Below are 19,509 nucleotides of genomic sequence, written 5' to 3'. Positions count from 1 at the left end.
CCCTTGATCTCTTCACGATCTCCTCTGCCCATCCCGTTGTGCATCCCCCGAATGGGGAGACCCAGCCGCGGCCGCACCAGCTCGAACACGTCCCCCAGGCAACGCTCCTGCACGTGCACCATCACCACCTGGCCCAGCGCCATCGTGAACGTGGTACCGGGCACGGCGATCAGTCCGGCGGCTTCGAATTCATTGCTGCCGGGTGGGAAGTCGGTGGCGGTGATGTTCATCGCCCCGGCAAGCCGCTCATCCACCCCATGCACCGCAAAGCAACGGGTCTGGCGGATGTTCCGCAGGGTGTCCTTCTCCCGATCAGGCCGCGCACCGATCGAGACCATCAGCACCGCCGGCTGATCACTCACGGCATTGAAGAAACTGAACGGCGCCAGGTTGGGCTGGCCCTCGCCGCTGATGCTGCTGACCCAGGCAATCGGCCGCGGCACCACCACGCTGGTGCAGAGCCGCTAGAGCGCCCCCATCCAGGCTGTCGGGGTCGATGGAGCGAATCGGCTCGGGTCCGGGCATCAACGGGCCGCAGTCAGGGGCTCCCATGCTGCAGCAACCCCCCCAGTCCCGAGGGCGGTGAGCTGTCCGTAGGCTTGGGGTGGCGGTGTGACTTACCCGGGCTGACGATGCTGTTCCAGATCCGACATGCGCTGCGCTACGTCTACGACCGCCCGGTGTTCCTGGAGCCGATGACGGTGCGGCTCACCCCGCAGCAGAACGGCCACCAGCGGCTGGTGCAGCATCACTTGCATGTGAGGGAGGAGCCCGCCGGCATGAGCCGGATCGTGGAACCCGACGGCACCGATGCGCTCGTGGTCTGGTTCGACCGGGAGCGGGCGGAACTGGAGATCGAGATGGAATCGGTGGTGGAAACCCTGCTCGAGAACCCCTTCGGCTGGATCGAGACCCATGGGGCGGCCCAGAAGCTCCCCGTGGCCTACCCGATTGAGGCGGCCGACTCCCTGGCGCCGACCATGGGAGCGGCGACATCAGGATCGGTGCGGGTCTGGGCGGAGGCCCTGGCCGAGGCGGCTGATCGATCGACCACGGCCTTTCTGATGCGGCTGGCCGACGAGATCCACTCGGGCTTTCACCATGTCGGACGGCTGGATGGCGATCCGATGACGGCGGAGCAGACCTTGCAGACCCGCAGCGGTGCCTGCCGCGACACGGCCACCCTGTTCGTCGAGGCCTGCCGCAGCCAGGGTCTCGCGGCCCGCTTCGTGAGTGGCTATTCGATGCACCATCCCCCTGAGGTGAGCGAACACGAGCTGCATGCCTGGGCGGAGGTCTACCTGCCGGGCGGCGGCTGGCGCGGCTACGACCCCAGCCTCGGCCTCGCCGTCGCCGATGGCCATGTGGCCCTCGCCGCCGCGCCCGATCACCGGCTGGCGGCTCCGGTCACGGGCACCTACCGCGGCACGGGAGTGGGCTCGCAGATGACCTACAGCGTGAGCGTCAAGGCGACGGAGGCGGAGCCTGAGCTGGAGTGGGCACCTTGATCAGCAACGGCCAGCGGGCGACGGAAGGAAGCGAGGCCCTCGCCGCCGTCCTGACTCCCTCAGTCGTCTTGATCTGTTGCTCGATGGGGAGGTTGGCGCCATTCCTTCAACCGGTCGCGCAGCTTGTGCTGAAGAATCAGGCCGGCCAGCACGACGGTGACGGCATTGGCGACCATCAGCGGGCCGTTGCGCGTCAACACGCCGTAGACAAGCCACAGGGCAATGCCGCTGGTGAACAGGCTGTACATGCTCAGGGAGATGCCACGGGTGTCCCCGCGTCTCAGTGTCTTGATCGCCTGCGGAATGAAGCTCAGGGTGGTCAGCGTGGCGGCCCCGTAGCCCAGCAGGTCAATGGTTGTTGATGGTTGAGCCATGGAGGTTGTCAGGGCTTTGAGGCTAGGGCGGTAGGTGGATGTTCCCTGGGCTGAGCCTGAGCCTCCACCAGCGCCTGAACCATCACCAGGGCATCCACATAGCCCCGTTGTTTGTGGCGAAATGCCCCGGGCAGCACGCCGACGGTGCGGAAGCCGTTGCGCTCCCAGCAGCGCAGGCCGGCGGTGTTGGTGCTCACCACCAGGTTGAACTGCATCGCCCGAAACCCGAGCTGCCGGGCAGCCTGGAGCGAGTGCTGGCAGAGGCAGCTGCCGAGGCCTTGCCCCCGGCACGGCTCCGCCACCACATAGCCGGCATTGGCCACGTGGGCACCCAGGCACAGGGAATTGGGCCTGAGGTAGTAGGTGCCCACCAGGGCCCCGGTGGCATCGAGCGCCACCATCACCGCCTGGCTCTGCTCCACCCACAGGCCCCTCGCCTCGGTTTCGCTGATCGCCGGGTCGTGGGGAAAGGTTTCGCCGGCGCGCAACACCGGCTCCAGCAGGCGCCACACCCCCGGCCAGTCGGCCGGCTCAAAAGGGCGGATCTGCAGCGGAGGTGCCATGGCCGCGTCGATGTCTCAGAACGATCAGCCGCGGGCCTTCGAGCGTTGGCCATCGGTGCCCCCATGGGCCAACCCGGCGGCGATCTCCCAGAGGATGGTTCGCCCAGGGGCCGGTGATTGCCTGCCCTGGTTGAGATGGGTCGCCTGAGATTCGAACTCAGGACCAATCGGTTAAAAGCCGGGTGGTTTGGCTTCAGTGTGCTTGGCATGACTGGCTCTTGTTCATGAAGTGACAGATCTTTTGACAAACATGGTGGTCGCTGATTCGACTTGCCTGTGCGGAGATCGAGTCGCTTGGCCCGCTTCGAGCACCTCTACCTCGGGTACGGCCTGAGCTTTGTGCTCCCCCGCGAGCAGCAGGTAGAACTCCGCCATGCCCTCCTGCCGGAGCGCCCGATCTATGCCGTGCCCGGCCGGGTTCGCGCAAGGGCCTCCTGGTCGGCCGAGGGGACCGACTTCGACTACCGCCTGCCCGAGGCCGAGCGGAAGTGGTGGTACTGATTCGGACCCGAGAGCCTGGAGCCTCCAGCGACGATCGAGGACATGGCCGAGAGGCTGGCCGAGGGGCACCGCTGGTAGGGGGCTGCTGTCAACCTGCTGTCAACCTGCTGTCAACTTGACAGCAACCTGACAGTCAACTTGACACGTTTCGACGGATCCTCTCTATAGGTCTTCTTCTACTCTGAGAACGAGAACGAGAAAGAGAAGAGACGACCATCGCTCCATCCCGATCGAGACTCCGTCCCGATCGGGACTCCGCAAGCGTCCACCTGGGAAGCAGAGGGGACAGATCCGAGAACCCTCGTCTCTGACCGCCGAGAGGCTGCTCGTCCCCAGAAGCCCCGAGAAGGGCCCTCGACCGACCCCGACCGATACGTTCCATCTGTCCGCCCCCTGACCGAGCTTCCTGGGGCGCCTGGGCCCCGATCGGGAAGCCTCAGGCCCCAGGGACGACCCCCGATGCTGACCGACTACCAGATCCGACTCCTGGAGATCGTCGACAAGGTCCGCTGGAGCGAGCCGACCGACGTCTACGACTTCCAGCTGGTGCGGAGCGTCTGGACACGGGTAGATCTCTGGAGCAACCATGAGCGGACGCCGAGAGGCTGTTCAGCTCCAGAAGCCCCGAGAAGGGGCCTGAACCGACCCCGACCGATACGTTCCACCTGTCCGACCCCTGACCGAGCTTCCTGGGGCGCCTGGCCCCCGATCGGGAAGCCTCGAGGCCCCAGGGACAACCCCCCGACTCTGAGCGACTACCAGATCCGACTCCTGGAGATCGTCGACAAGGTCCGAATGGAGCGAGCCGACCGACGTCTGCGCGTTCCAGCTCCTACGTAGGGCCCTGGGCATGGACGACCACGTCGTCAACTTGGGTCTTGAATGTGAGTTTGGAGCAGGTTGAGTTCCTGACGGGGGGTGTTATCTGCCAGGGCCATATCGAGTCCCTGCAGGCCCCCGTAGAATGGGTGGTCGCACTTTCGTCATGACACCAAGTCGCCTTAGCCGTCCGGCCTCACGCCGGGCTTCCGTTCTCTCAACAGCCTTTGTCGAAGAGTTCCATCGCCTGCTGTTAGAGCGGCCCAACCTGCCGAAGACGGCGCTGGCAAAGTCGGCGCTGGCCATACACCCGGACGGCAGGCGGCTGCGCCTCCACTTCCTTGACGAACGGTCGATGTGCCAGGCACTCCTGCAGCGGCATCGTGCGAAATATTTCGACTCCCACCCGCAGATGTGGAAGCTGCGCGGGACCCGTCAGGGCGTGAAGGCGTAGACAGCCTCGGTGGAAACCCCCAGCTTCACCGCTGGGGTTCATTTGATCAGGCCCGGGCGCTGACGTTGCAAGGCTGCGGCGTCTCCATCGGGAAGATTTCGCGTCTGCGGAACGGGCCTCTGGAACCGACTCCCTGCAACTTGAACCAGCTACATCTCGGCATTTGCGATGCCATGCACGGGTCAATGCTCAAGAGGCAGGGGCAAGGAAGGAGCGGGAGTTTTCCGGTTGGTGAAGTTCGTCACTGCTGGCGACACGGCTCCCCGTCGACATCGTCGAATTTTTCACTAGGTCACTACGCCCGAGAGGCGCTGGTCGCTGAGCTCGGGGCGGTGCTGCTGGGTGATCGGCTGGAGATCGGCAGCGAGATCGAGAGCCATGCCGCCTATCTGGGCCACTGGATTGAGCTGCTGCAGGAATCACCCAGGGTTCTGTTCCAGGTGCTCAGCGAGGCGCGGCAGGCGGCGGATCTGAATCTGTAGAGAAATACATTGATCAATCCTGGAAGCAGATGCTGAAAGCCCTTATTCAACCCTCGATCAAAGCCAGGAGTCGCTCCCGACTCTGCTGATGTGAGCCGCTGAGTTCCACCGTCGCGAAGCGAATCGCGTGGCCCTAGATCGTGATGGTTTATCGACCTCGCCGTCGATGGCGGGGCAGAAGCAGCAGGCTTCCGGCCCGATCAGCAGCTGCAAGCCCATGGCCCGCCTGTGACCGGAGGTAGGCGTATATGTGGTACACATTCCCCGACTTGAGGGACTGGCCGAGATGCCAACTTTTCCCAAGGATTGAGGTGATCTTGGTGGCGATTACTAACAGGCGTCCCCCACACTTCAGCAGCTGACAACGGGAGTCTCTGGGGTGAACTCAGAAGGGGATCGGCAGCTCCACATCCGCGGGGGCGGGGGCGCAGGACGGCACCCGCTCCTCCACCACCTGGCCGATCACCACGATCGAGGGGGACTCAAAACCCTCCGCCTCCACCCGGTCGGCCAGCTGGGCCAGCTCCGTGACCAGCTCCCGCTGGCCGTTCACGGTTCCCTGCTGGATCACCGCCGCCGGCGTGGTGGCCCCCAGGCCTCCCGCCATCAGTTCCTCGCAGATCCGGCGCAGGTTGTGCAGGCCCATGTAGATCACCAGCCCGTCGCTGCAGCGGGCCAGACCGCGCCAGTCGACCCCTGGCCGGCCCTTGTCGATCTCCTCGTGACCGGTCACGAAGGTGACCGACGAGCCCGCCCGGCGGTGGGTGACCGGGATGCCCACATAGGCGGGCGCCGCGATGCCGGCGGTCACACCCGGCACCACCTCCACCGGCACCCCGTGGCGGGCCAGGTGGGCCGCCTCTTCGCCACCGCGGCCGAACAGGAACGGGTCGCCCCCTTTGAGCCGCACCACGCAGCGGTGGCGCTGGGCCAGCTCCACCAGCACGGCGTTGGTGCTGGGCTGGGGCACGGAATGGTGGCCGCGGCGCTTGCCCACGAAGTGGCGCTCGCAATGCTCCGGCGTGAGTTCCAGCAGCTCCTGCGGCACCAGGGAGTCGTAGACGAGGGCATCGCACGCGCGCAGGAGCCGATGGGCTTTGAGCGTGAGCAGCTCCGGATCCCCCGGGCCCGCCCCCACCAGGTACACCTTGCCTGGGATCGGCTCACTCATGGCAACTCGCCCAACAACTCCAGCAGCAGCGCGCGGAAACGGGGGCGCTGCAGCAGGGGCGGCCCGAGCAGAGCGCCCAGGCTGTCGGTGAGTCGGTTGGCCGCCAGGGTGAGGGGCAGGGCGCCTGTGGGGATCGCCAGCGTCAACGCCTCCAGATCTGCCGCACTGTATGGACTGGCCACGCAGATCGCCCCGGTGACCTTGCTCAGATGGCGCAGGTAGCGCTGCCCCAGTTCGCCCTCGACGGGGTGATGCAGCAACCGGGGCGACTCCAGGCCATTGGACACCGAGGTCACCTGGACCTGCTCGGCCCGTTCAGCCAGTTCAGCCCTGAGGGCCCGCTGCCAGGCGGGCCAGGCCCCCAGAAACGGCAGCCGCCGCGGCGGCCCCGCCTGGCGCCAGGCGGTGGCGATCGCCGGCACGTCGTGGCGCACATGGCCGCCGGGGAGCAGCAACAGCGGCACCAGCAACCAAGGGGGCGGTTCCCCATCGCCGTGCCCGCCGGTGCTGCCACTGCCGTTGCTGCCGTGAGCGCCTGGAAGCGCACCGGGGCCCCACGGCGGCGCTCCAGGGTCTCGGCCAGTTCCAGCAGCTCCGGCGGAATCACCCCTTCCGAGCGCCCGTGCACCACCAGCAACAGGGGGCTGGCCGCCGCTGCCGCCAGACGCCTGTGCAGGCGAGCGCCCACGGCGGGATCCAGGGGGCGGCGGGCCAGACGCGCCAGGCCGGCGCGGCCAGCGGGAAGACGGGCCAGCAGATCCACGGCCTGGGCGGCCAGGATGCCGTCGAGATCCTCGGCCAGCCGCTCCAGGAGCTGACGCAGGGGGCGAGGGGCCAGGCGCTCAACCCCACCGCCAGCCCTTCGAGCGCTCCCCGGCGCAGGGCCCTCGACCCTGGATCACCGGCCAGCCGCGCCAGTAAAGGGAAATCGTCGCCATCCCGCTGCAGACCCAGGGGCGGCAGCAGGGCCGCCGACAGGGGAAGGTCAGCGCGCTCCAACTCCTCCACCGCCTGGCGCAGGGCCCTGGCGCAGGCGGGGTGGCGCCGGCGGCCGATCAGGGCCAGCTGCTCCGCCTCTCCGGGCGCCCCGAAGCGGGACCCGCCGGGGCCATGGTCGTTGAGCCAGCACACCAGCAGTCGCGCGGCATCGGCCCCCTCCAGCCGGTCGGCCAGCACCGCCAGCAGGTCAGTCTCGGAAGCGAGGGATCCCGCCTCCAGCGCCCGCAGCCAGGGCTCCAGCTCGCTGGGCTCCAGGCGCCGCAGCTGCTGCAGCAACGGCCAGCGGCCGCCATCGCCGGGGGGCGGCAGGAGGGCGGGGAGCGGCGGATCCGCGGGGGCGCCGTTCAAGAAGCTGTGCACGCGCTCAGGAATTGCCCACCCCCAGCCAGCAAGGCCCACACCTTGGCACCCCTCCAGCGCCAGCGCTGGTTCCTTGGCGGGGGCTGCATCGAAGGCCAGGGGGCCCGTTGACCCATGGCGCCTCATTGGTAGCCATCGCTACGTTTCATGTGCTGGTGGCGATGGGGCCTGGACCCCGGCGGCGGCGTGAGTAGCAAGGGGGCAGGACTGAGCTGGACGGGCGCCATGGCTGGGAACCAAACCGTTGTTGGGACCACAGGATCGAGGGCCTGCCCCCAGCTCAGCTTCACGGACTTGAAGGAACGGCAGTTGGTGTGGCTGCTGGTGCGGCAACTGGGCCATGTGCAGTTCGAGCGGGCTGATGCCGCCCTCAGCCAACGGCTCTGGCAGGAGGTGGCGGCCCTTGGGATCGATCCCGAGCGCATCTGTGCCCTGCTCTACGGCGGCCACGACCTGGGCGACCAGGGGGCGCTCGAAGAGCTGGACCGCAGCTTCAGCCAGAGGTGCCGCCCCAAGCTCAGCAGCAGGCGCGGGCCACGGGGCTGGCTCCCGGGGCGCCCAGGCCGCTCCCTCAAAGGGGCTGCGTTCGCCGCCGGGCCCCGAAACGCTCCACCAGCAGCGCCTCAAGCACATCGGGCAGCTGGCTGAGCGGTACGGGCGTTTCGTGCAATTCGCCCAGGCGGGGATCCCCCGCCATGGAGCCGTCCAGGAAGATCTTGACCGCTTCCACCATCTGGCCATCCAGGCGGGCTTTGGCACCCATCAGACCGATTTCGCCCATGTAGGGCTGGCCGCAGGCGTTGGGGCAGCCGGTCCAGTGGGTGCGCACCCCATGGGGCAGCTCCAGCCGCTGCTCCAGCTCATCGACCACCGCCTGGGCCGTGCTCTTGGTGGGGATGAGCGCGAAGCTGCAATAACGGTTGCCGGTGCAGCTCACCGCTTCGGCCTGCAGGGGCCCCGGGGTCACCTGGAAGCGTTCCAGCAGGGGCTCCTCCAGCAGGGCCTCCAGCCGGCCCTGGGGCACATGGGCGATCAGGACATTCTGGCTTTCGCTCAACCGCAGTTCACCCGTGCCGTACTCCCGGGCCAGGCGGGCGAGCTCCACCATGCTTTCGGCCTCCAGCCGGCCCATCGGCACGTGCAGGCCGACCCAGTAGAGGCCCTCCTGCTTCTGCCCATGGACCCCACAGATGTCCCGCGGGGCACGGTCCACCAGGTGGGAGCCATCGTGGCGTGGCACCGCCGCCGCTGCCGCCGCACCGGCTAACTCGCCGTAGGTGTCAAGCACCTCGCTGCGATAGCGCTCGAGGCCGAGGGCATCGATCAGATACATCAACCGGGTCTTGTTGCGGTTGGTGCGATCTCCCTGGCGCTCGTAGTGACGCAGCAGCGCGAGGCTGAACTCAGGCAACTGATCGCCTCGCAGCCACAGCCCCAGGGGCATGGCCAGCTCGTTGCGCTGGGCCGAGAAGAAGCCCCCCACCATCACGGTGAAGCCGAGTTTGTCGCCGTGACGGGCCGGCAGGAAGGCCAGATCGTTGTGGAGCAAGAAGCTGTCGGGCGCGCCGCCCACGGCCACGTTGAACTTGCGCGGCAGATTCTTCGGACCCTCCGGACCGAGCAGCCGTTCCTGAATCGCCTCCACAAGCGGCCGGGTGTCGACGAACTCCTCCGGGTCGATCCCCGCCAGGGGATTGCCGGTGACGTTGCGGGGGTTGTCGTGGCCGGACTGCCGGCTGGTCAGGCCCACGGCCTCCATCGCCGCCACCAGGGGCGCCATGTCTTCGAGCAGCAAGCCCCGCAGCTGCAGGTTCTGGCGGGTGGTGATGTCGGCACTGCCATGGTCGCCGCAGCGGTCCAACACCTCGGCCAGCACCTCAAGCTGGCTCGCCTGGATCAGCCCATTGGGGAGCCGCAGCCGCACCATGAACCGACCGGGGGTCACTGGCCGAAAGAAGATCCCCAGCCACTTCAGATGGATGGTGAGGGTGGCTTCGTCGAGGGATTCCCAGCCGGCTTGACCAAGCTCGGCCAGCCGGGGCTGGAGATCAAGGCCGCAGAAGTCGGCCTTGGCCTGCTCCACTTTGTTGCGCTTGGCCGGAGTGCCGGGGGAAGGAGCGGTGGTGGGGGTTGTCACGGAGCGGCGCTGGGGTCAGTCATTCTTAGGGACAATGTTTCAGGGGACGCGCCCAGCACTTGTCGCAACCATCACTCAAGGCCTTCAAGGGGAGCCACCCTTCTGAGCTGGAGCGACGGCCGGCGATGGCAGCCCATGGCCTGCGCTTCCGTGAGTTGCTTGCCAAAGTGGGCAGTGGCGAGCACACCAGCACGGGCCTGAGCCGGGGCGAGGCCCGTGAGGCGATGGACCTGATGCTGGCCGGCGAGGTGGGGGAAGCCCAGCTTGGCGCCTTCCTGATCGCCCATCGGATCCGGCGCCCTTCGCCGATCGAGCTCACCGGCATGCTCGACAGTTACCGCGCCCATGGCCCGGTGTTGCGCAGTCCTGGCCGCAGGCCGCTCTGCTTCGGGGTGCCCTACGACGGACGCAGCCGCACGGCGCCCCTGGTGCCCCTGGTGGCGCTGTTGCTGGCGGCCAGCGGCCAGCCGGTGGTGCTCCACGGCGGCGATCCGATGCCGGTGAAGTACGGAGTCACCCTTGCCGAGCTTTTTGCGGTGCTGGGGATCGAGTGGCGGGGTCTGACGCTTGCGGCGGTGCAGGCGCGGCTCGATGATCACAACCTTGCCCTCACCCACCAGCCCCTGCACTTCGTCGCCGCCGATCGCCTCCGGCCGGTGCGCGACGCGATCGGCAAGCGTCCGCCGGTGGCCAGCCTGGAGCTGCTGTGGACACCCCATCAAGGCGAGCACCTGCTGGTGAGTGGTTTCGTTCACCCCCACCGAGAGCCGGGCCTGGGAAGCCCTCGCCGCCGCGGGCGAATCCGACCTGCTCACCATCAAGGGGCTTGAGGGCTCCACCGATCTGCCCACCACCCGCGCCGGCATCACCGCCCGGGTGCGCCAGGGGTGGTGGAACGGCTGATCCTGCACCCCCGCGACCACGGCATCGCCAGCGAGGAGGTGCGCTGGGAGTCGCTCGAGACCTGGGGCTCCCAGGCCCTCCAGGCCCTGGCGGGGAAAGGGCCCCTGGCGGAGGCCCTGGTCTGGAACCTGGGGGCGCTGCTGTGGCTCTCGGAGGTCTGCTCAGGCCTGGAGGAAGGGGTGCAGCAGGCCAGGGCCCTGCTGGCGGCCCGGGCCGGTGAGCGCCTGCGGGCCGCTCTGGCGGAGGCGCACTGAATGGCACCGGGGGCTGAGGGGCTGCATGCACGCGATTTCGCCTTCGAGGCCGACTTCGCCTCGAACCTGCGCTGCATCCCGATGGCGGTGCGGCGCAAGCTCGATCTGGCCGGGGTGAAGCTGAAGCTCAGCCATTGGCTGGCGCTGCCGGAGCCGGAACGGCAAACCCTGGTGGAGTGGCACGACGACCCCGGCTCGATCACAGATCTGCGCCGGCATCTGCTGGCTCGCACGGCCGCCCTGGCGGACGGGCCCGCCCGCCCCTGCCCCCCGCCAGCGAGGAGCCCTGGCAGCAATGGGGCAGCGTGCCCGAGGCCGTGTTGGCGGCTTGCGCCCCCTGGGGCTGCAGCTCGATGACGTCGACTGGGCGGGGCTCGATGAACTGCAGCGGTTCGTGCTGGTGAAGCTCAGCCAACCAGGGCACGAGCACCGCAACCTGGCCCACGCCCTTGCTGAGTTCCTGACAGAAGCGGAGCGTTTGTAACAATCGTCACCGGGGGTGGCTCGGCGTGGTGTTGTTAGTGCGTTGGTCAGCTTCAGCGCCAACACGATCCTTGATCCATCGGCACTGGTCGCCGCGTTCTGAAGCCAGTCCGATCATGCGCACCCTTCCGGCCCTGGCCGTCAAGGGAAAGTCATGCCGCCCACCACTGCTGTTTCGCCTGCCTCCGTGCCTGCCGCCTCCATGCCGCCTCTCTCCCGTCGATCCTTTCTGATTCGCACCAGCCTTTCCACCGCCTGCCTGGGCCTCACGCTTGGGATGGCCGGCACCGGCCTGCTGGCGCCCCTGGCGGCCCAGGCGGCCCCCGGCAAACCGGAAACCACCGAGGTGGAGCTGGGCTTCATCGCCCTCACCGATGCGGCACCTTTGATCATCGCCAAGGAGAAGGGCTTCTTCGCCAAGCAGGGGATGCCCGGAGTGACGCTCAAGAAGCAGACCTCCTGGGCCGTGACCCGCGACAACCTGGAGCTCGGCAGCAGCAAAGGCGGCATCGACGGCGCCCACCTGCTCACCCCGATGGCCTACCTGCTCACCACCGGGGCGATCGCCAAGAGCAAGCAACCGGTGCCGATGAACATCCTCGCCCGCCTGAACGTGAATGGCCAAGGCATTTCGCTCTCGAATGCGTTCCTCAAAGACAAGTTCACAGTCAAGTCTCCAGGCCTGAGCAAGGCTGTGGCCACGAAGAACGCCACGGGTGACAAGTTCAAGGCCGCCGTCACCTTCCCGGGCGGCACCCACGACCTCTGGATGCGCTACTGGCTGGCCGCCAACGGCGTCGATCCCAACAAGAATGCCGACCTGGTGGTGATCCCACCGCCGCAGATGGTCGCCAACATGCAGTCGGGAACCATGGACACCTTCTGCGTGGGTGAACCCTGGAACGAGCGCCTGGTGAACAAGAAACTCGGCTATTCCGCCCTGATCACCGGCGAGCTCTGGAAAGACCATCCCGAGAAGGCCTTCGCCCTTCGGGCCGACTGGGTCAAGAAGAACCCCAACGCTTCGCTGAGGCTGCTGATGGCGGTGCAACAGGCCCAGAAGTGGGCCGACAACCCCTCCAACACCAAGGAACTGGCCACGATCCTGGCCCAGGACAAGTACGTCAAAGCGACCGTGGACGACCTGCTGCCCCGGCTCAGGGGGGACATCGACTACGGCACCGGCAAGGTGGTTAAGAACAGCCCTTTGAAGATGAAGTTCTGGGCCAACAACGCCTCCTTCCCCTACAAGAGCCACGACACCTGGTTCGTGACCGAGGACATCCGCTGGGGCTACCTGCCCAAGGGCACCAACATCAAGGGCCTGGTGGCGAAGGTGAACCGCTCCGACCTCTGGCGTGAGGCGGCCAAGGCCAACGGCTACAAGGAGATCCCCAGCGGCGATTCCCGTGGTGTGGAGGTCTTCTTCGACGGCGTCAAGTTTGATGCCGCCAACCCCCAGGCCTACCTCAAGGGCCTGAAGATCAAGGCCCTCAAGTAGGCCTGCCTGGGCCCATGGCTCCGCTCCGGAGGCGTCCCTGGGCCTCCGGAGCCTTCTTTGTTCTCTCCACTCGCACCGGTCCCGATGATCACGGCCTCTGCCCCCCGTCGCGCCGCCGGTCCGACCCGCGGTCGCCCCCCGGGCTCCTGCGCTCACCTGGCTGAGCAGCCCTCTGGCCCGGCAGATCAAGGCTCCGGTGATCTGCATCGGGTTGACCCTGCTGGTGTGGCAACTTGCCTGCACAATCAGCGGCACCGCCTTTCCCGGGCCGATCCAGGTGGTCACCCAGACCTGGAACCCCTACATCAGCAAGCCTTTCTACGACGACGGCGGCACCGCCAAGGGCATGGGCTGGCAGATCCTGATCTCCCTGCAACGGGTGGCGATCGGTTACAGCCTGGCGGCGGTGGTCGGCATCGCCGCGGGCATGGCCCTGGGTCTCAACGGTTTCATCCGCAAGGGGTTCGATCCAATGATCCAGGTGCTGCGCACGGTGCCGCCCCTGGCCTGGCTGCCGATCTCGCTGTTGCTGTTCCAGCAGGCGGACATTGCGGCGATCTTCGTGATCTTCATCACGGCCGTGTGGCCGATCGTGATCAACACCGCCGTGGGCATCCAGGAGATCCCACAGGACTACACCAATGTCGCCCGGGTGCTGAGGCTGAGCAAACGTGCCTACATCCGAGAAATCGTCATTCCCTCCACCGTTCCCTACGTGTTCACGGGCCTGCGCATTGCCATCGGCCTGGCCTGGCTGGCGATCGTGGCTGCTGAGATGCTCAAGGCTGATGGTGGCATCGGCTACTTCATCTGGGATGCCTACAACGCCGGCGGCGACAGCAGCACCAGCCAGATCATCCTGGCCATCGTCTACGTGGGCATCGTGGGCCTGATTCTCGATCGGCTCATCGCCTACGTCGGTAGCCGCCTGAACACCGGAGCCCACTGAAACCATGCCTGCCCTGTTCACGGTCGACAACATCACCCAGTGCTTTGCGCTCAAAGGAGGGGGCACTACAACGCCCTGAAGGATGTTTTTCTCGACATCGCCGAGGGCGAGTTCGTCTCCCTGGTAGGCCACTCGGGCTGTGGTAAGTCAACGCTGCTCAACCTGTTGGCCGGTCTCACCCAGGCCACGGAGGGAGGCATCTTGATGGAGGGGCGTGAGGTTACCGATCCAGGCCCTGACCGGATGGTGGTGTTTCAGAACTATTCGCTGCTGCCCTGGAAAACGGTGCATCAGAACATCGCCCTGGCCGTCGACAACGTGATGGCTTCCAGCAGCAAGGCCGAACGGGAATCGATCATTGATCACCACATCAAGCTGGTGGGGCTCAAGGCGGCGGCCGAAAAGTATCCCCACGAAATTTCAGGTGGGATGAAGCAGCGGGTGGCGATCGCCCGGGCCCTGGCCTTGCGTCCCAAGCTGTTGCTGCTTGATGAACCCTTCGGCGCTCTTGATGCCCTCACTCGGGGCAATCTTCAGGAGCAGTTGATGCGCATCTGCGAAGAGGCCAAGGTCACCACGGTGATGGTCACCCACGATGTTGATGAGGCGTTGCTGCTCTCCGATCGCATCGTGCTGATGACCAATGGCCCGGAGGCCTACATCGGCCAGATCATGGAGGTCGACCTGCCCCGGCCCCGCACCCACCTGTCCGCGGCGGCGCATCCCACCTACTACTCCCAGCGGGGAGGTGGTTCAGTTCCTCAATCAGCAGCGACTGGCCCGGCTCCAGCGTCTCAATCCAGCCACCGCCATCGCCGCCAATACGCTCGAAAAGGTGAATCTGGACATCGGTTTCATCCCGCTCACGGATTGCGCCCCCTGGTCGTGGCCCAGGAGCGGGGCTTCTTCGCCAAGTACGGCCTGGAGCAGGTGACGTTGCGACGCGAGACGAACTGGAAGACCCTCGAAGCCAATGTGCGCCAGAAGGTGCTGGATGCGGGCCAGATGGTGGCGGGGATGCCCTTCGCCATGACCCTTGGGGGCGGCGGACAGCCACCCACGCCGGTGATCTCGGCGCTCACCCTCTCACGTAACGGCAATGCGATCACCTTGCATCGCCGTTTTGCCGAGGCCGGGGTGCACAGCCTGGCCGACCTGAAGGCCTGGACCGTTGCCAACCCTGGCCGCAAGCCTGTGCTGGCGATGGTGCATCCCGCCTCGATGCACAACCTGATCCTGCGGGCCTGGCTGGCCTCCGGCGGCATGGAACCCGGTCGGGATGTGGAGCTGATCGTGATCCCGCCCCCCAGATGGTGGCCACGCTCAAGGCCGGCAGCATCGATGGCTTCTGTGTTGGGGAGCCATGGAACAGCCGCGCCGTGCAGGAGGGTCTGGGCACGGTGATCGCCACCGATGGGGAGCTCTGGAACGGCCATTGCGAAAAGGTGCTGGGCGTCCGTGAAGACTGGGCCGCCGCCCACCCGCTCACCCACCAGGCCCTGATCAAGGCCCTGATCGAAGCCTGCCGCTATTGCGACGATCCCGCCAACCGCGCCGATCTCAGCGAGCTGCTGGCCCGCAGGGAGTATGTGGGCGCCGATGGGGCCCTGCTGCGCCCAGGCCTGATCGGTCCTTTCGACCGGGGGCTGGGCGAGCCGCAGCCGATGCCGGAGTTCTTCCGCTTCTACGGGGCCCAGATCAACCCGCCCGACCCCAGCGATGCGGCCTGGATTCTCACCCAGCTGGCGCGCTGGGGCATCAGCCCCTTCCCGCTCAACTGGGAGGAGGTGATCGAGCGGGTGCAGCGTCCCGACCTCTACGCCGCCGCCGCCGAGTCGCTGGGTCTGCCGCTCGAGAGTCGGGCGTCTACAGCGCTGCAGCCGTTCGGAGCGCCAAGGCTCGACCCAGACGACCCGCTGGGCTACCTCGAGGCGCTCGGCGCCAACGGCGCGATCAGCCGCGAAACGGTTGTCTTGCCGCCCAGACCCGGCCCGATCCCCGTCTCCCCGTCCACTCTTCGCTGAATCGCCAAGCCCATGCAGACCGAAACCGTCACGGCGCCGCTGGCCGAACAGACCCGGGAGGCCTTCCTGGTGATCGATGGCGTCTCGAAGGTGTACCCCACCAAGACAGGGCTCTTTCCCGTTCTCGACAACATTCAACTCAGCGTTGCCGAGTGTGAGTTCGTCTGTCTGATCGGCCATTCCGGTTGTGGCAAGTCCACCCTGCTCGACATGGTGTCGGGATTCCGCCAGCCCACCGAGGGTGAGGTGCGGCTGGAATCCCAGACGATCCAGGAGCCGGGGCCAGAACGGATGGTGGTGTTCCAGAACTACTCGCTGCTGCCCTGGCTGAGTGCTTACGACAACATCGCCCTTGCGGTGAACCATGTGTTCCCGGAGCTGAAGCGCAATGGCCAGGCCCGGGAGCTGGTTGAGCAGAGCCTGGCCATGGTGGGACTCACCGAAGCGGCCGACAAGAAGCCGGCAAGCCTCTCGGGGGGCATGAAGCAGCGGGTTTCGATTGCCCGGGCCCTGGCGTTGAAGCCCAAGGTTCTGGTGCTCGATGAGCCGTTCGGCGCCCTCGATCCGATCACCCGGGAGGAACTGCAGGAGGAGCTGCTGCGCATCTGGGCCGACCACAAGGTGACGGTGCTGATGATCACCCACGACATCGATGAAGCCCTGTTTCTGGCCGACCGGATCGTGATGATGACCAACGGCCCAGCCGCCACGATCGGCGAGGTGCTGGAGCTGCCGTTTGCGCGCCCACGGGATCGAGCCCGCTTGATGGAGCAGCCGGAATACTTCGATCTGCGCAATCGCGCCCTTGATTTCCTCTACCGCCGCTACGCCCACGACGACGAATGAACCGGGCCTCCCTGCTCAGACCCGCCCGCTCAGGGCTCAAGCTGGAGCAGGGTCAATCCGTTCTGTTGGATGCCAACTCGCCCCTGCTGAGCCAAGGCCTGCGGGTGCAAGCTGGATTGGTACGGCTCTACCTGCCCAGCCCCGAAGGGGTGGAGATCACGATCGGCTTCCTGCAGAGCGGAGAGGGCCTCAACCCGGAGACCGTGCTCCGTGACTGGGTGGGGCTGGAGGCGCTCTGTCCGGCCACGCTCTCCACCCTGACACCGGCCGATCCGCTCCCGAAGGCGGGCGAGGGCGTGGGCGACTGGATGCTGGAATTGCTGCTGATCCGTCACCTCAACCAATGCGAGCAGCGCCTCCAGGCTCTGCTGACCCTGTTGGTGCTGCGGTTGGGCCGACGCAACGGTGCCTGGTACGAACTGCCCATGCGCCTGACCCACGAACGCCTCGCTGAACTGATGGGTAGCACCCGCGTCACGGTCACCAAGATGATGTCGCGGTGGCGGGAGACCGACCTGGTGGAGTACGGCGATGGCGGCAGCACGGGGCTGCGCCTGGCGCCGGCCTTGATTGAGTCGGAGCGCCTAGTGGCCTAAGCGTCCACCGGCTCGAGGCACACCGCCGCCGCCTTGAGCTCGGGCTGCTTGGAAATCGGGCAACCGAGCTCGTGCATCAGGCGATTGGCCTCACAGGGAGTCGCCTGGGCTGCCCCCCAGTGCATCGGCAGGAAGACCGTGCCCGGGCGGATGCGCCTGGTGATCGTCACCGTGGCCGTGAGGCTGCCCCGCCGGGAGCTGATCAGGGCCAGGCCACCCTCACGGAGGCCGGCGAGCTCGGCATCGTCGGGATGGACCTCCAGCAGCGGCTCCGGTTCCATCGCCAGCAGACGCTCCACCTTGCCGGTGCGCGTCATCGTGTGCCACTGGCTGAGATGGCGGCCCACGGTGAGCACCAGGGGGTAGTCGTCGTCGGGGGGCTCAGCCAGGCCAAGGGGTTGATCGGCCAGAAAACGTGCCCGGCCGCTGGGGGTGGGGAAGCGGCCCTCGGTGTACAGGCGGCTCACACCACCACCGGGAGGGGTGCCCAGGGGGAACGGCCACTGCTGGGGGCCGTGCTCGGCCAGCAACTGGTGGCTCAAGCCGCCCTGGTCGCAGAGCCGACCGCGGGTGCAGGCGGTGAACTCGTCGTAGACCTCGGCGCTGGAGCCGTAGCTGAACAGCTCGACGAACCCCAGGCGGCGGCCCAGCTCGGCGAACACGGCCCAGTCGGGGCGGGCTTCACCGGGGGGCGCTCGGAAGGCGGAGCAAAGGGTGACGCGGCGCTCGGAGTTGGTCATCACCCCCGCCTTCTCACTCCACTGGGCCGCCGGCAACACCAGGTGCGCCACGGCTTCGGTTTCGGTGCCCACGTAGGCCTCCGACAGCACCACCAACGGGCAGCGGGCGACGGCGGCGCGCACCCGATCGAGGGAGGGCAGACTCACCAGCGGGTTGGTGGCCGCCACCCACCACAGCCCCAGCTGATCGCGCTCCATCGCCTCGATCTGCCGCCACACATCCAGCCCCGGTTCGGCGGAGATGGCGCCCGGGGCCAGGCCCCAGTGGCGCTCCAACTCGGCCCGGTGCGTCGGCTCGGCCACAGCGCGGTACCCGGGCAGCAACTGGGCCAGGCCCCCCGCCTCACGGCCGCCCATGGCGTTGGGCTGGCCGGTGAGTGAAAAGGGCCCCGCCCCCGGCCGCCCGATCTGGCCGGTGAGCAGATGCAGGTTGATGATCCCGCTGACGGTCGCCGAGCCCTCCGCCGACTGATTGACTCCCATCGACCACAGACTCAGCACCGCGCGGCTGCGTCCCCAGAGCTGGGCCAGCTCCTGGAGCTGCTCTTCGCTGATGCCGCAGAGCTGGGCGACCCGGGACGGCGTCCACTCCTGGAGCAGCGCGGCGCAGGCACTGAAGCCCTCGGTCGCTTCCTCGATGAAGCTGTGGTCGATCGCCGCCTGCTTCAGCAGCAGATGGCCGATGCCATGCAGCAGCACCAGATCGGTGCCGGGGTGGATGGCGAGGTAGTGGTCGGCGATGCCGATGGTGGCGGTTTCGCGCGGATCGACGACCACCACCCGAAGCTCATCGGGATCCTGGCGCTTGCGATGGCGCTTGACGAGCCGCTGGAACAGAACCGGATGGCACTCGGCGATGTTGGCGCCGATGACGAACACCGTGTCGGCCAGATCGAGATCGTCGTAGCAGCAGGGGGGCCATCGGAGCCCAGGCTGCGGGCGTAGCCCGACACCGCTGAGCTCATGCACAGGCGGGAGTTGGCATCGAAGTTGTTGCTGCCCAGGGCCCCCTTGAACAGCTTCTGGGCCAGGTAGTAGTCCTCGGTGAGGAACTGACCCGATCCATACATCGCCAGGCCCTGCGGCCCCAGCTCAGCGCGCACCTTCTGGATCTGCCGCACCAGAATTTGGAAAGCCGTCTCCCAGTCGATCGGGGTGAAGGGCTGATCGGTGCGCTCGCGGTACAGGGGCGTGGTGAGGCGGCCGCGGTCGAGCGTTTCACCAACGGTGGCCCCCTTGATGCACACCTGCCCCAGGGAGGAGGGGTGCTGGCGATCACCCCGGGCCGTCCAGCTGCCATCCGGTTCGGCCGGGGGTTTGAGATCGAGGCCGCAACCCACACCGCAATAGGGACACTGGGCGCGGGCGTTGCCGGACTCGGCGCCACTCACCACTTGCGGTAGGGCAGGAACTTGCCATTCATTGTCACCTTCACCCGATCGCCCTTGGGGTCCTCCACCCGATCGACATGGAGGGTGAAGTCGATCGCCGACATGATGCCGTCGCCGAACTTTTCCTGGATCACGTCCTTGAGCGGCAACCCATAGACCTGCAGGATTTCAAAGAAGCGGTAGAGCAGCGGATCGGTGGGAATCACCGGATTGAGGGCACCCTTGAGCGGGTAGGCGGTGAGCTCTTCGAGCAGGGAGGCCTCGAGCTGCAGAGCCGTCAGCAACGTGGAGGCCTCCTGGGCGGTCGCCATCGCCTGGCCATGCAGCAGGCTCGCCACCCAGACCTCATCGGTGCCGATCAGAGCGCCCAGATCAGCGAAGCTCAAACCAAGCCGACGCTTGGCCGCCAGCAGCGTGGTGGTGAGCTCGGAAGGGACCGAAGCGGCGGCCATGG

The 19,509-nt window shown here is 67.0% G+C and carries 18 protein-coding genes and 4 pseudogenes; 13 read left to right on the top strand and 9 right to left on the bottom strand.

The window, feature by feature from the left end; all coding sequences use genetic code 11:
- Window positions 1-191 precede the first annotated feature (191 nt).
- Window positions 192-443, bottom strand: a pseudogene (locus AAF143_RS10530) (flavin reductase family protein); the annotation flags it as partial.
- A gap of 189 nt (window positions 444-632) precedes the next feature.
- Here AAF143_RS10530 and AAF143_RS10525 point away from each other — a divergent pair.
- Window positions 633-1,508 carry a transglutaminase family protein gene (locus AAF143_RS10525; protein ID WP_255010606.1) on the top strand — a complete coding sequence of 292 codons (876 nt, stop codon included), beginning with the start codon at window positions 633-635 and terminating at the stop codon, window positions 1,506-1,508.
- A 59-nt stretch (window positions 1,509-1,567) separates the two neighbouring features.
- Here the strand turns inward: AAF143_RS10525 and AAF143_RS10520 are convergent, their stop codons facing one another.
- Complete coding sequence (locus AAF143_RS10520; protein WP_255010604.1) at window positions 1,568-1,882, bottom strand: SemiSWEET family sugar transporter; 315 nt, start codon at window positions 1,880-1,882, stop codon at window positions 1,568-1,570.
- Between the two features lie 8 nt (window positions 1,883-1,890).
- Entirely contained in the window at window positions 1,891-2,445 is a 555-nt protein-coding gene (locus AAF143_RS10515) for a GNAT family N-acetyltransferase (RefSeq protein ID WP_255010603.1), read from the bottom strand.
- Window positions 2,446-2,721: 276 nt separating this feature from the next.
- Between AAF143_RS10515 and AAF143_RS10510 the strand changes: the two genes are divergently transcribed.
- From AAF143_RS10510 to AAF143_RS10500, 3 genes are all read left to right on the top strand, one after another.
- Window positions 2,722-2,946: a hypothetical protein gene (locus AAF143_RS10510; protein WP_255010602.1), complete on the top strand. Its 225-nt coding sequence runs from the start codon at window positions 2,722-2,724 to the stop codon at window positions 2,944-2,946.
- Between the two features lie 985 nt (window positions 2,947-3,931).
- A complete protein-coding gene (locus AAF143_RS10505) occupies window positions 3,932-4,219 on the top strand; it encodes a hypothetical protein (protein ID WP_255010601.1) in 288 nt (95 codons plus the stop codon).
- 173 nt (window positions 4,220-4,392) lie between these two features.
- Window positions 4,393-4,701, top strand: coding sequence for a zincin-like metallopeptidase domain-containing protein (locus AAF143_RS10500; protein WP_315859653.1), 309 nt, complete (start codon window positions 4,393-4,395; stop codon window positions 4,699-4,701).
- 385 nt (window positions 4,702-5,086) lie between these two features.
- Here the strand turns inward: AAF143_RS10500 and cobA are convergent, their stop codons facing one another.
- The 3 genes from cobA to AAF143_RS10485 all read right to left on the bottom strand — a co-directional run bounded on the left by cobA (window position 5,087) and on the right by AAF143_RS10485 (window position 7,231).
- A complete protein-coding gene (gene cobA / locus AAF143_RS10495; RefSeq protein WP_255010599.1) occupies window positions 5,087-5,872 on the bottom strand; it encodes a uroporphyrinogen-III C-methyltransferase in 786 nt (261 codons plus the stop codon).
- Window positions 5,869-6,342: a hypothetical protein gene (locus AAF143_RS10490; RefSeq protein WP_414026993.1), complete on the bottom strand. Its 474-nt coding sequence runs from the start codon at window positions 6,340-6,342 to the stop codon at window positions 5,869-5,871. The genes cobA and AAF143_RS10490 overlap by 4 nt, the downstream gene beginning before the upstream one ends.
- A 133-nt stretch (window positions 6,343-6,475) precedes the next feature.
- Window positions 6,476-7,231: a hypothetical protein gene (locus AAF143_RS10485; RefSeq protein WP_414026992.1), complete on the bottom strand. Its 756-nt coding sequence runs from the start codon at window positions 7,229-7,231 to the stop codon at window positions 6,476-6,478.
- Window positions 7,232-7,456: 225 nt separating this feature from the next.
- On the opposite strand from AAF143_RS10485, the gene AAF143_RS10480 reads away from it, so the two are divergent.
- The gene (locus tag AAF143_RS10480; RefSeq protein WP_255010595.1) at window positions 7,457-7,879 is read left to right on the top strand and encodes a hypothetical protein; all 423 of its coding nucleotides are present in this window, start codon (window positions 7,457-7,459) and stop codon (window positions 7,877-7,879) included.
- Here AAF143_RS10480 and AAF143_RS10475 read toward each other — a convergent pair.
- Window positions 7,803-9,368 carry a ferredoxin--nitrite reductase gene (locus tag AAF143_RS10475; protein WP_255010593.1) on the bottom strand — a complete coding sequence of 522 codons (1,566 nt, stop codon included), beginning with the start codon at window positions 9,366-9,368 and terminating at the stop codon, window positions 7,803-7,805. The two genes, AAF143_RS10480 and AAF143_RS10475, sit on opposite strands and share 77 nt — an antisense overlap.
- Before the next feature lie 125 nt (window positions 9,369-9,493).
- On the opposite strand from AAF143_RS10475, the pseudogene AAF143_RS10470 reads away from it, so the two are divergent.
- The 8 genes and pseudogenes from AAF143_RS10470 (at window position 9,494) to AAF143_RS10435 (ending at window position 16,924) form a co-directional block, all read left to right on the top strand.
- Window positions 9,494-10,525, top strand: a pseudogene (locus AAF143_RS10470) (anthranilate phosphoribosyltransferase).
- Complete coding sequence (locus AAF143_RS10465) at window positions 10,526-10,882, top strand: nitrate reductase associated protein (RefSeq protein ID WP_414026991.1); 357 nt, start codon at window positions 10,526-10,528, stop codon at window positions 10,880-10,882.
- Window positions 10,854-11,009, top strand: coding sequence for a nitrate reductase associated protein (locus tag AAF143_RS10460; protein WP_414026990.1), 156 nt, complete (start codon window positions 10,854-10,856; stop codon window positions 11,007-11,009). Before AAF143_RS10465 ends, AAF143_RS10460 begins: the two co-directional genes overlap by 29 nt.
- A gap of 201 nt (window positions 11,010-11,210) precedes the next feature.
- Window positions 11,211-12,509, top strand: a complete 1,299-nt coding sequence (locus AAF143_RS10455; RefSeq protein WP_255010590.1) for a CmpA/NrtA family ABC transporter substrate-binding protein — start codon at window positions 11,211-11,213, stop codon at window positions 12,507-12,509.
- Window positions 12,510-12,606: 97 nt separating this feature from the next.
- Window positions 12,607-13,458 (top strand): nitrate ABC transporter permease, encoded by an 852-nt coding sequence (ntrB, locus tag AAF143_RS10450; protein WP_414027051.1) that lies wholly within the window; start codon window positions 12,607-12,609, stop codon window positions 13,456-13,458.
- A gap of 4 nt (window positions 13,459-13,462) precedes the next feature.
- Window positions 13,463-15,482 (top strand): annotated as a pseudogene (locus AAF143_RS10445) (nitrate ABC transporter ATP-binding protein).
- 12 nt (window positions 15,483-15,494) lie between these two features.
- Window positions 15,495-16,328, top strand: a complete 834-nt coding sequence (locus tag AAF143_RS10440) for a nitrate ABC transporter ATP-binding protein (RefSeq protein ID WP_255010587.1) — start codon at window positions 15,495-15,497, stop codon at window positions 16,326-16,328.
- A complete protein-coding gene (locus tag AAF143_RS10435) occupies window positions 16,325-16,924 on the top strand; it encodes a Crp/Fnr family transcriptional regulator (protein ID WP_255010586.1) in 600 nt (199 codons plus the stop codon). Before AAF143_RS10440 ends, AAF143_RS10435 begins: the two co-directional genes overlap by 4 nt.
- Here AAF143_RS10435 and AAF143_RS10430 read toward each other — a convergent pair.
- Window positions 16,921-19,055, bottom strand: a pseudogene (locus AAF143_RS10430) (molybdopterin oxidoreductase family protein). The gene AAF143_RS10435 and the pseudogene AAF143_RS10430 overlap by 4 nt on opposite strands.
- Window positions 19,052-19,507 carry a cyanase gene (gene cynS / locus AAF143_RS10425; protein ID WP_255010584.1) on the bottom strand — a complete coding sequence of 152 codons (456 nt, stop codon included), beginning with the start codon at window positions 19,505-19,507 and terminating at the stop codon, window positions 19,052-19,054. The pseudogene AAF143_RS10430 and the gene cynS overlap by 4 nt, the downstream one beginning before the upstream one ends.
- Window positions 19,508-19,509: the final 2 nt, after the last annotated feature.

This window comes from Cyanobium sp. ATX-6F1 (assembly GCF_047395825.1).
Classification (GTDB): Bacteria; Cyanobacteriota; Cyanobacteriia; order PCC-6307; family Cyanobiaceae; genus ATX-6F1.
The sequence above is the reverse complement of the archived record's forward strand: the minus strand, read 5'-3'. Positions and strand labels throughout refer to the sequence as shown.

Excerpts from the sequence above, each read along its gene's own strand:
- AAF143_RS10465 (WP_414026991.1), top strand. The coding sequence starts at position 10,526 with ATGGCACCGGGGGCTGAGGGGCTGCATGCACGCGATTTCGCCTTCGAG.
- AAF143_RS10505 (WP_255010601.1), top strand. The coding sequence starts at position 3,932 with ATGACACCAAGTCGCCTTAGCCGTCCGGCCTCACGCCGGGCTTCCGTT.
- AAF143_RS10440 (WP_255010587.1), top strand. The coding sequence starts at position 15,495 with ATGCAGACCGAAACCGTCACGGCGCCGCTGGCCGAACAGACCCGGGAG.
- cobA (WP_255010599.1), bottom strand. The coding sequence starts at position 5,872 with ATGAGTGAGCCGATCCCAGGCAAGGTGTACCTGGTGGGGGCGGGCCCG.
- AAF143_RS10435 (WP_255010586.1), top strand. The coding sequence starts at position 16,325 with ATGAACCGGGCCTCCCTGCTCAGACCCGCCCGCTCAGGGCTCAAGCTG.
- cynS (WP_255010584.1), bottom strand. The coding sequence starts at position 19,507 with ATGGCCGCCGCTTCGGTCCCTTCCGAGCTCACCACCACGCTGCTGGCG.
- AAF143_RS10455 (WP_255010590.1), top strand. The coding sequence starts at position 11,211 with ATGCCGCCTCTCTCCCGTCGATCCTTTCTGATTCGCACCAGCCTTTCC.
- AAF143_RS10500 (WP_315859653.1), top strand. The coding sequence starts at position 4,393 with ATGCACGGGTCAATGCTCAAGAGGCAGGGGCAAGGAAGGAGCGGGAGT.
- AAF143_RS10515 (WP_255010603.1), bottom strand. The coding sequence starts at position 2,445 with ATGGCACCTCCGCTGCAGATCCGCCCTTTTGAGCCGGCCGACTGGCCG.
- AAF143_RS10525 (WP_255010606.1), top strand. The coding sequence starts at position 633 with ATGCTGTTCCAGATCCGACATGCGCTGCGCTACGTCTACGACCGCCCG.
- AAF143_RS10520 (WP_255010604.1), bottom strand. The coding sequence starts at position 1,882 with ATGGCTCAACCATCAACAACCATTGACCTGCTGGGCTACGGGGCCGCC.
- AAF143_RS10480 (WP_255010595.1), top strand. The coding sequence starts at position 7,457 with ATGGCTGGGAACCAAACCGTTGTTGGGACCACAGGATCGAGGGCCTGC.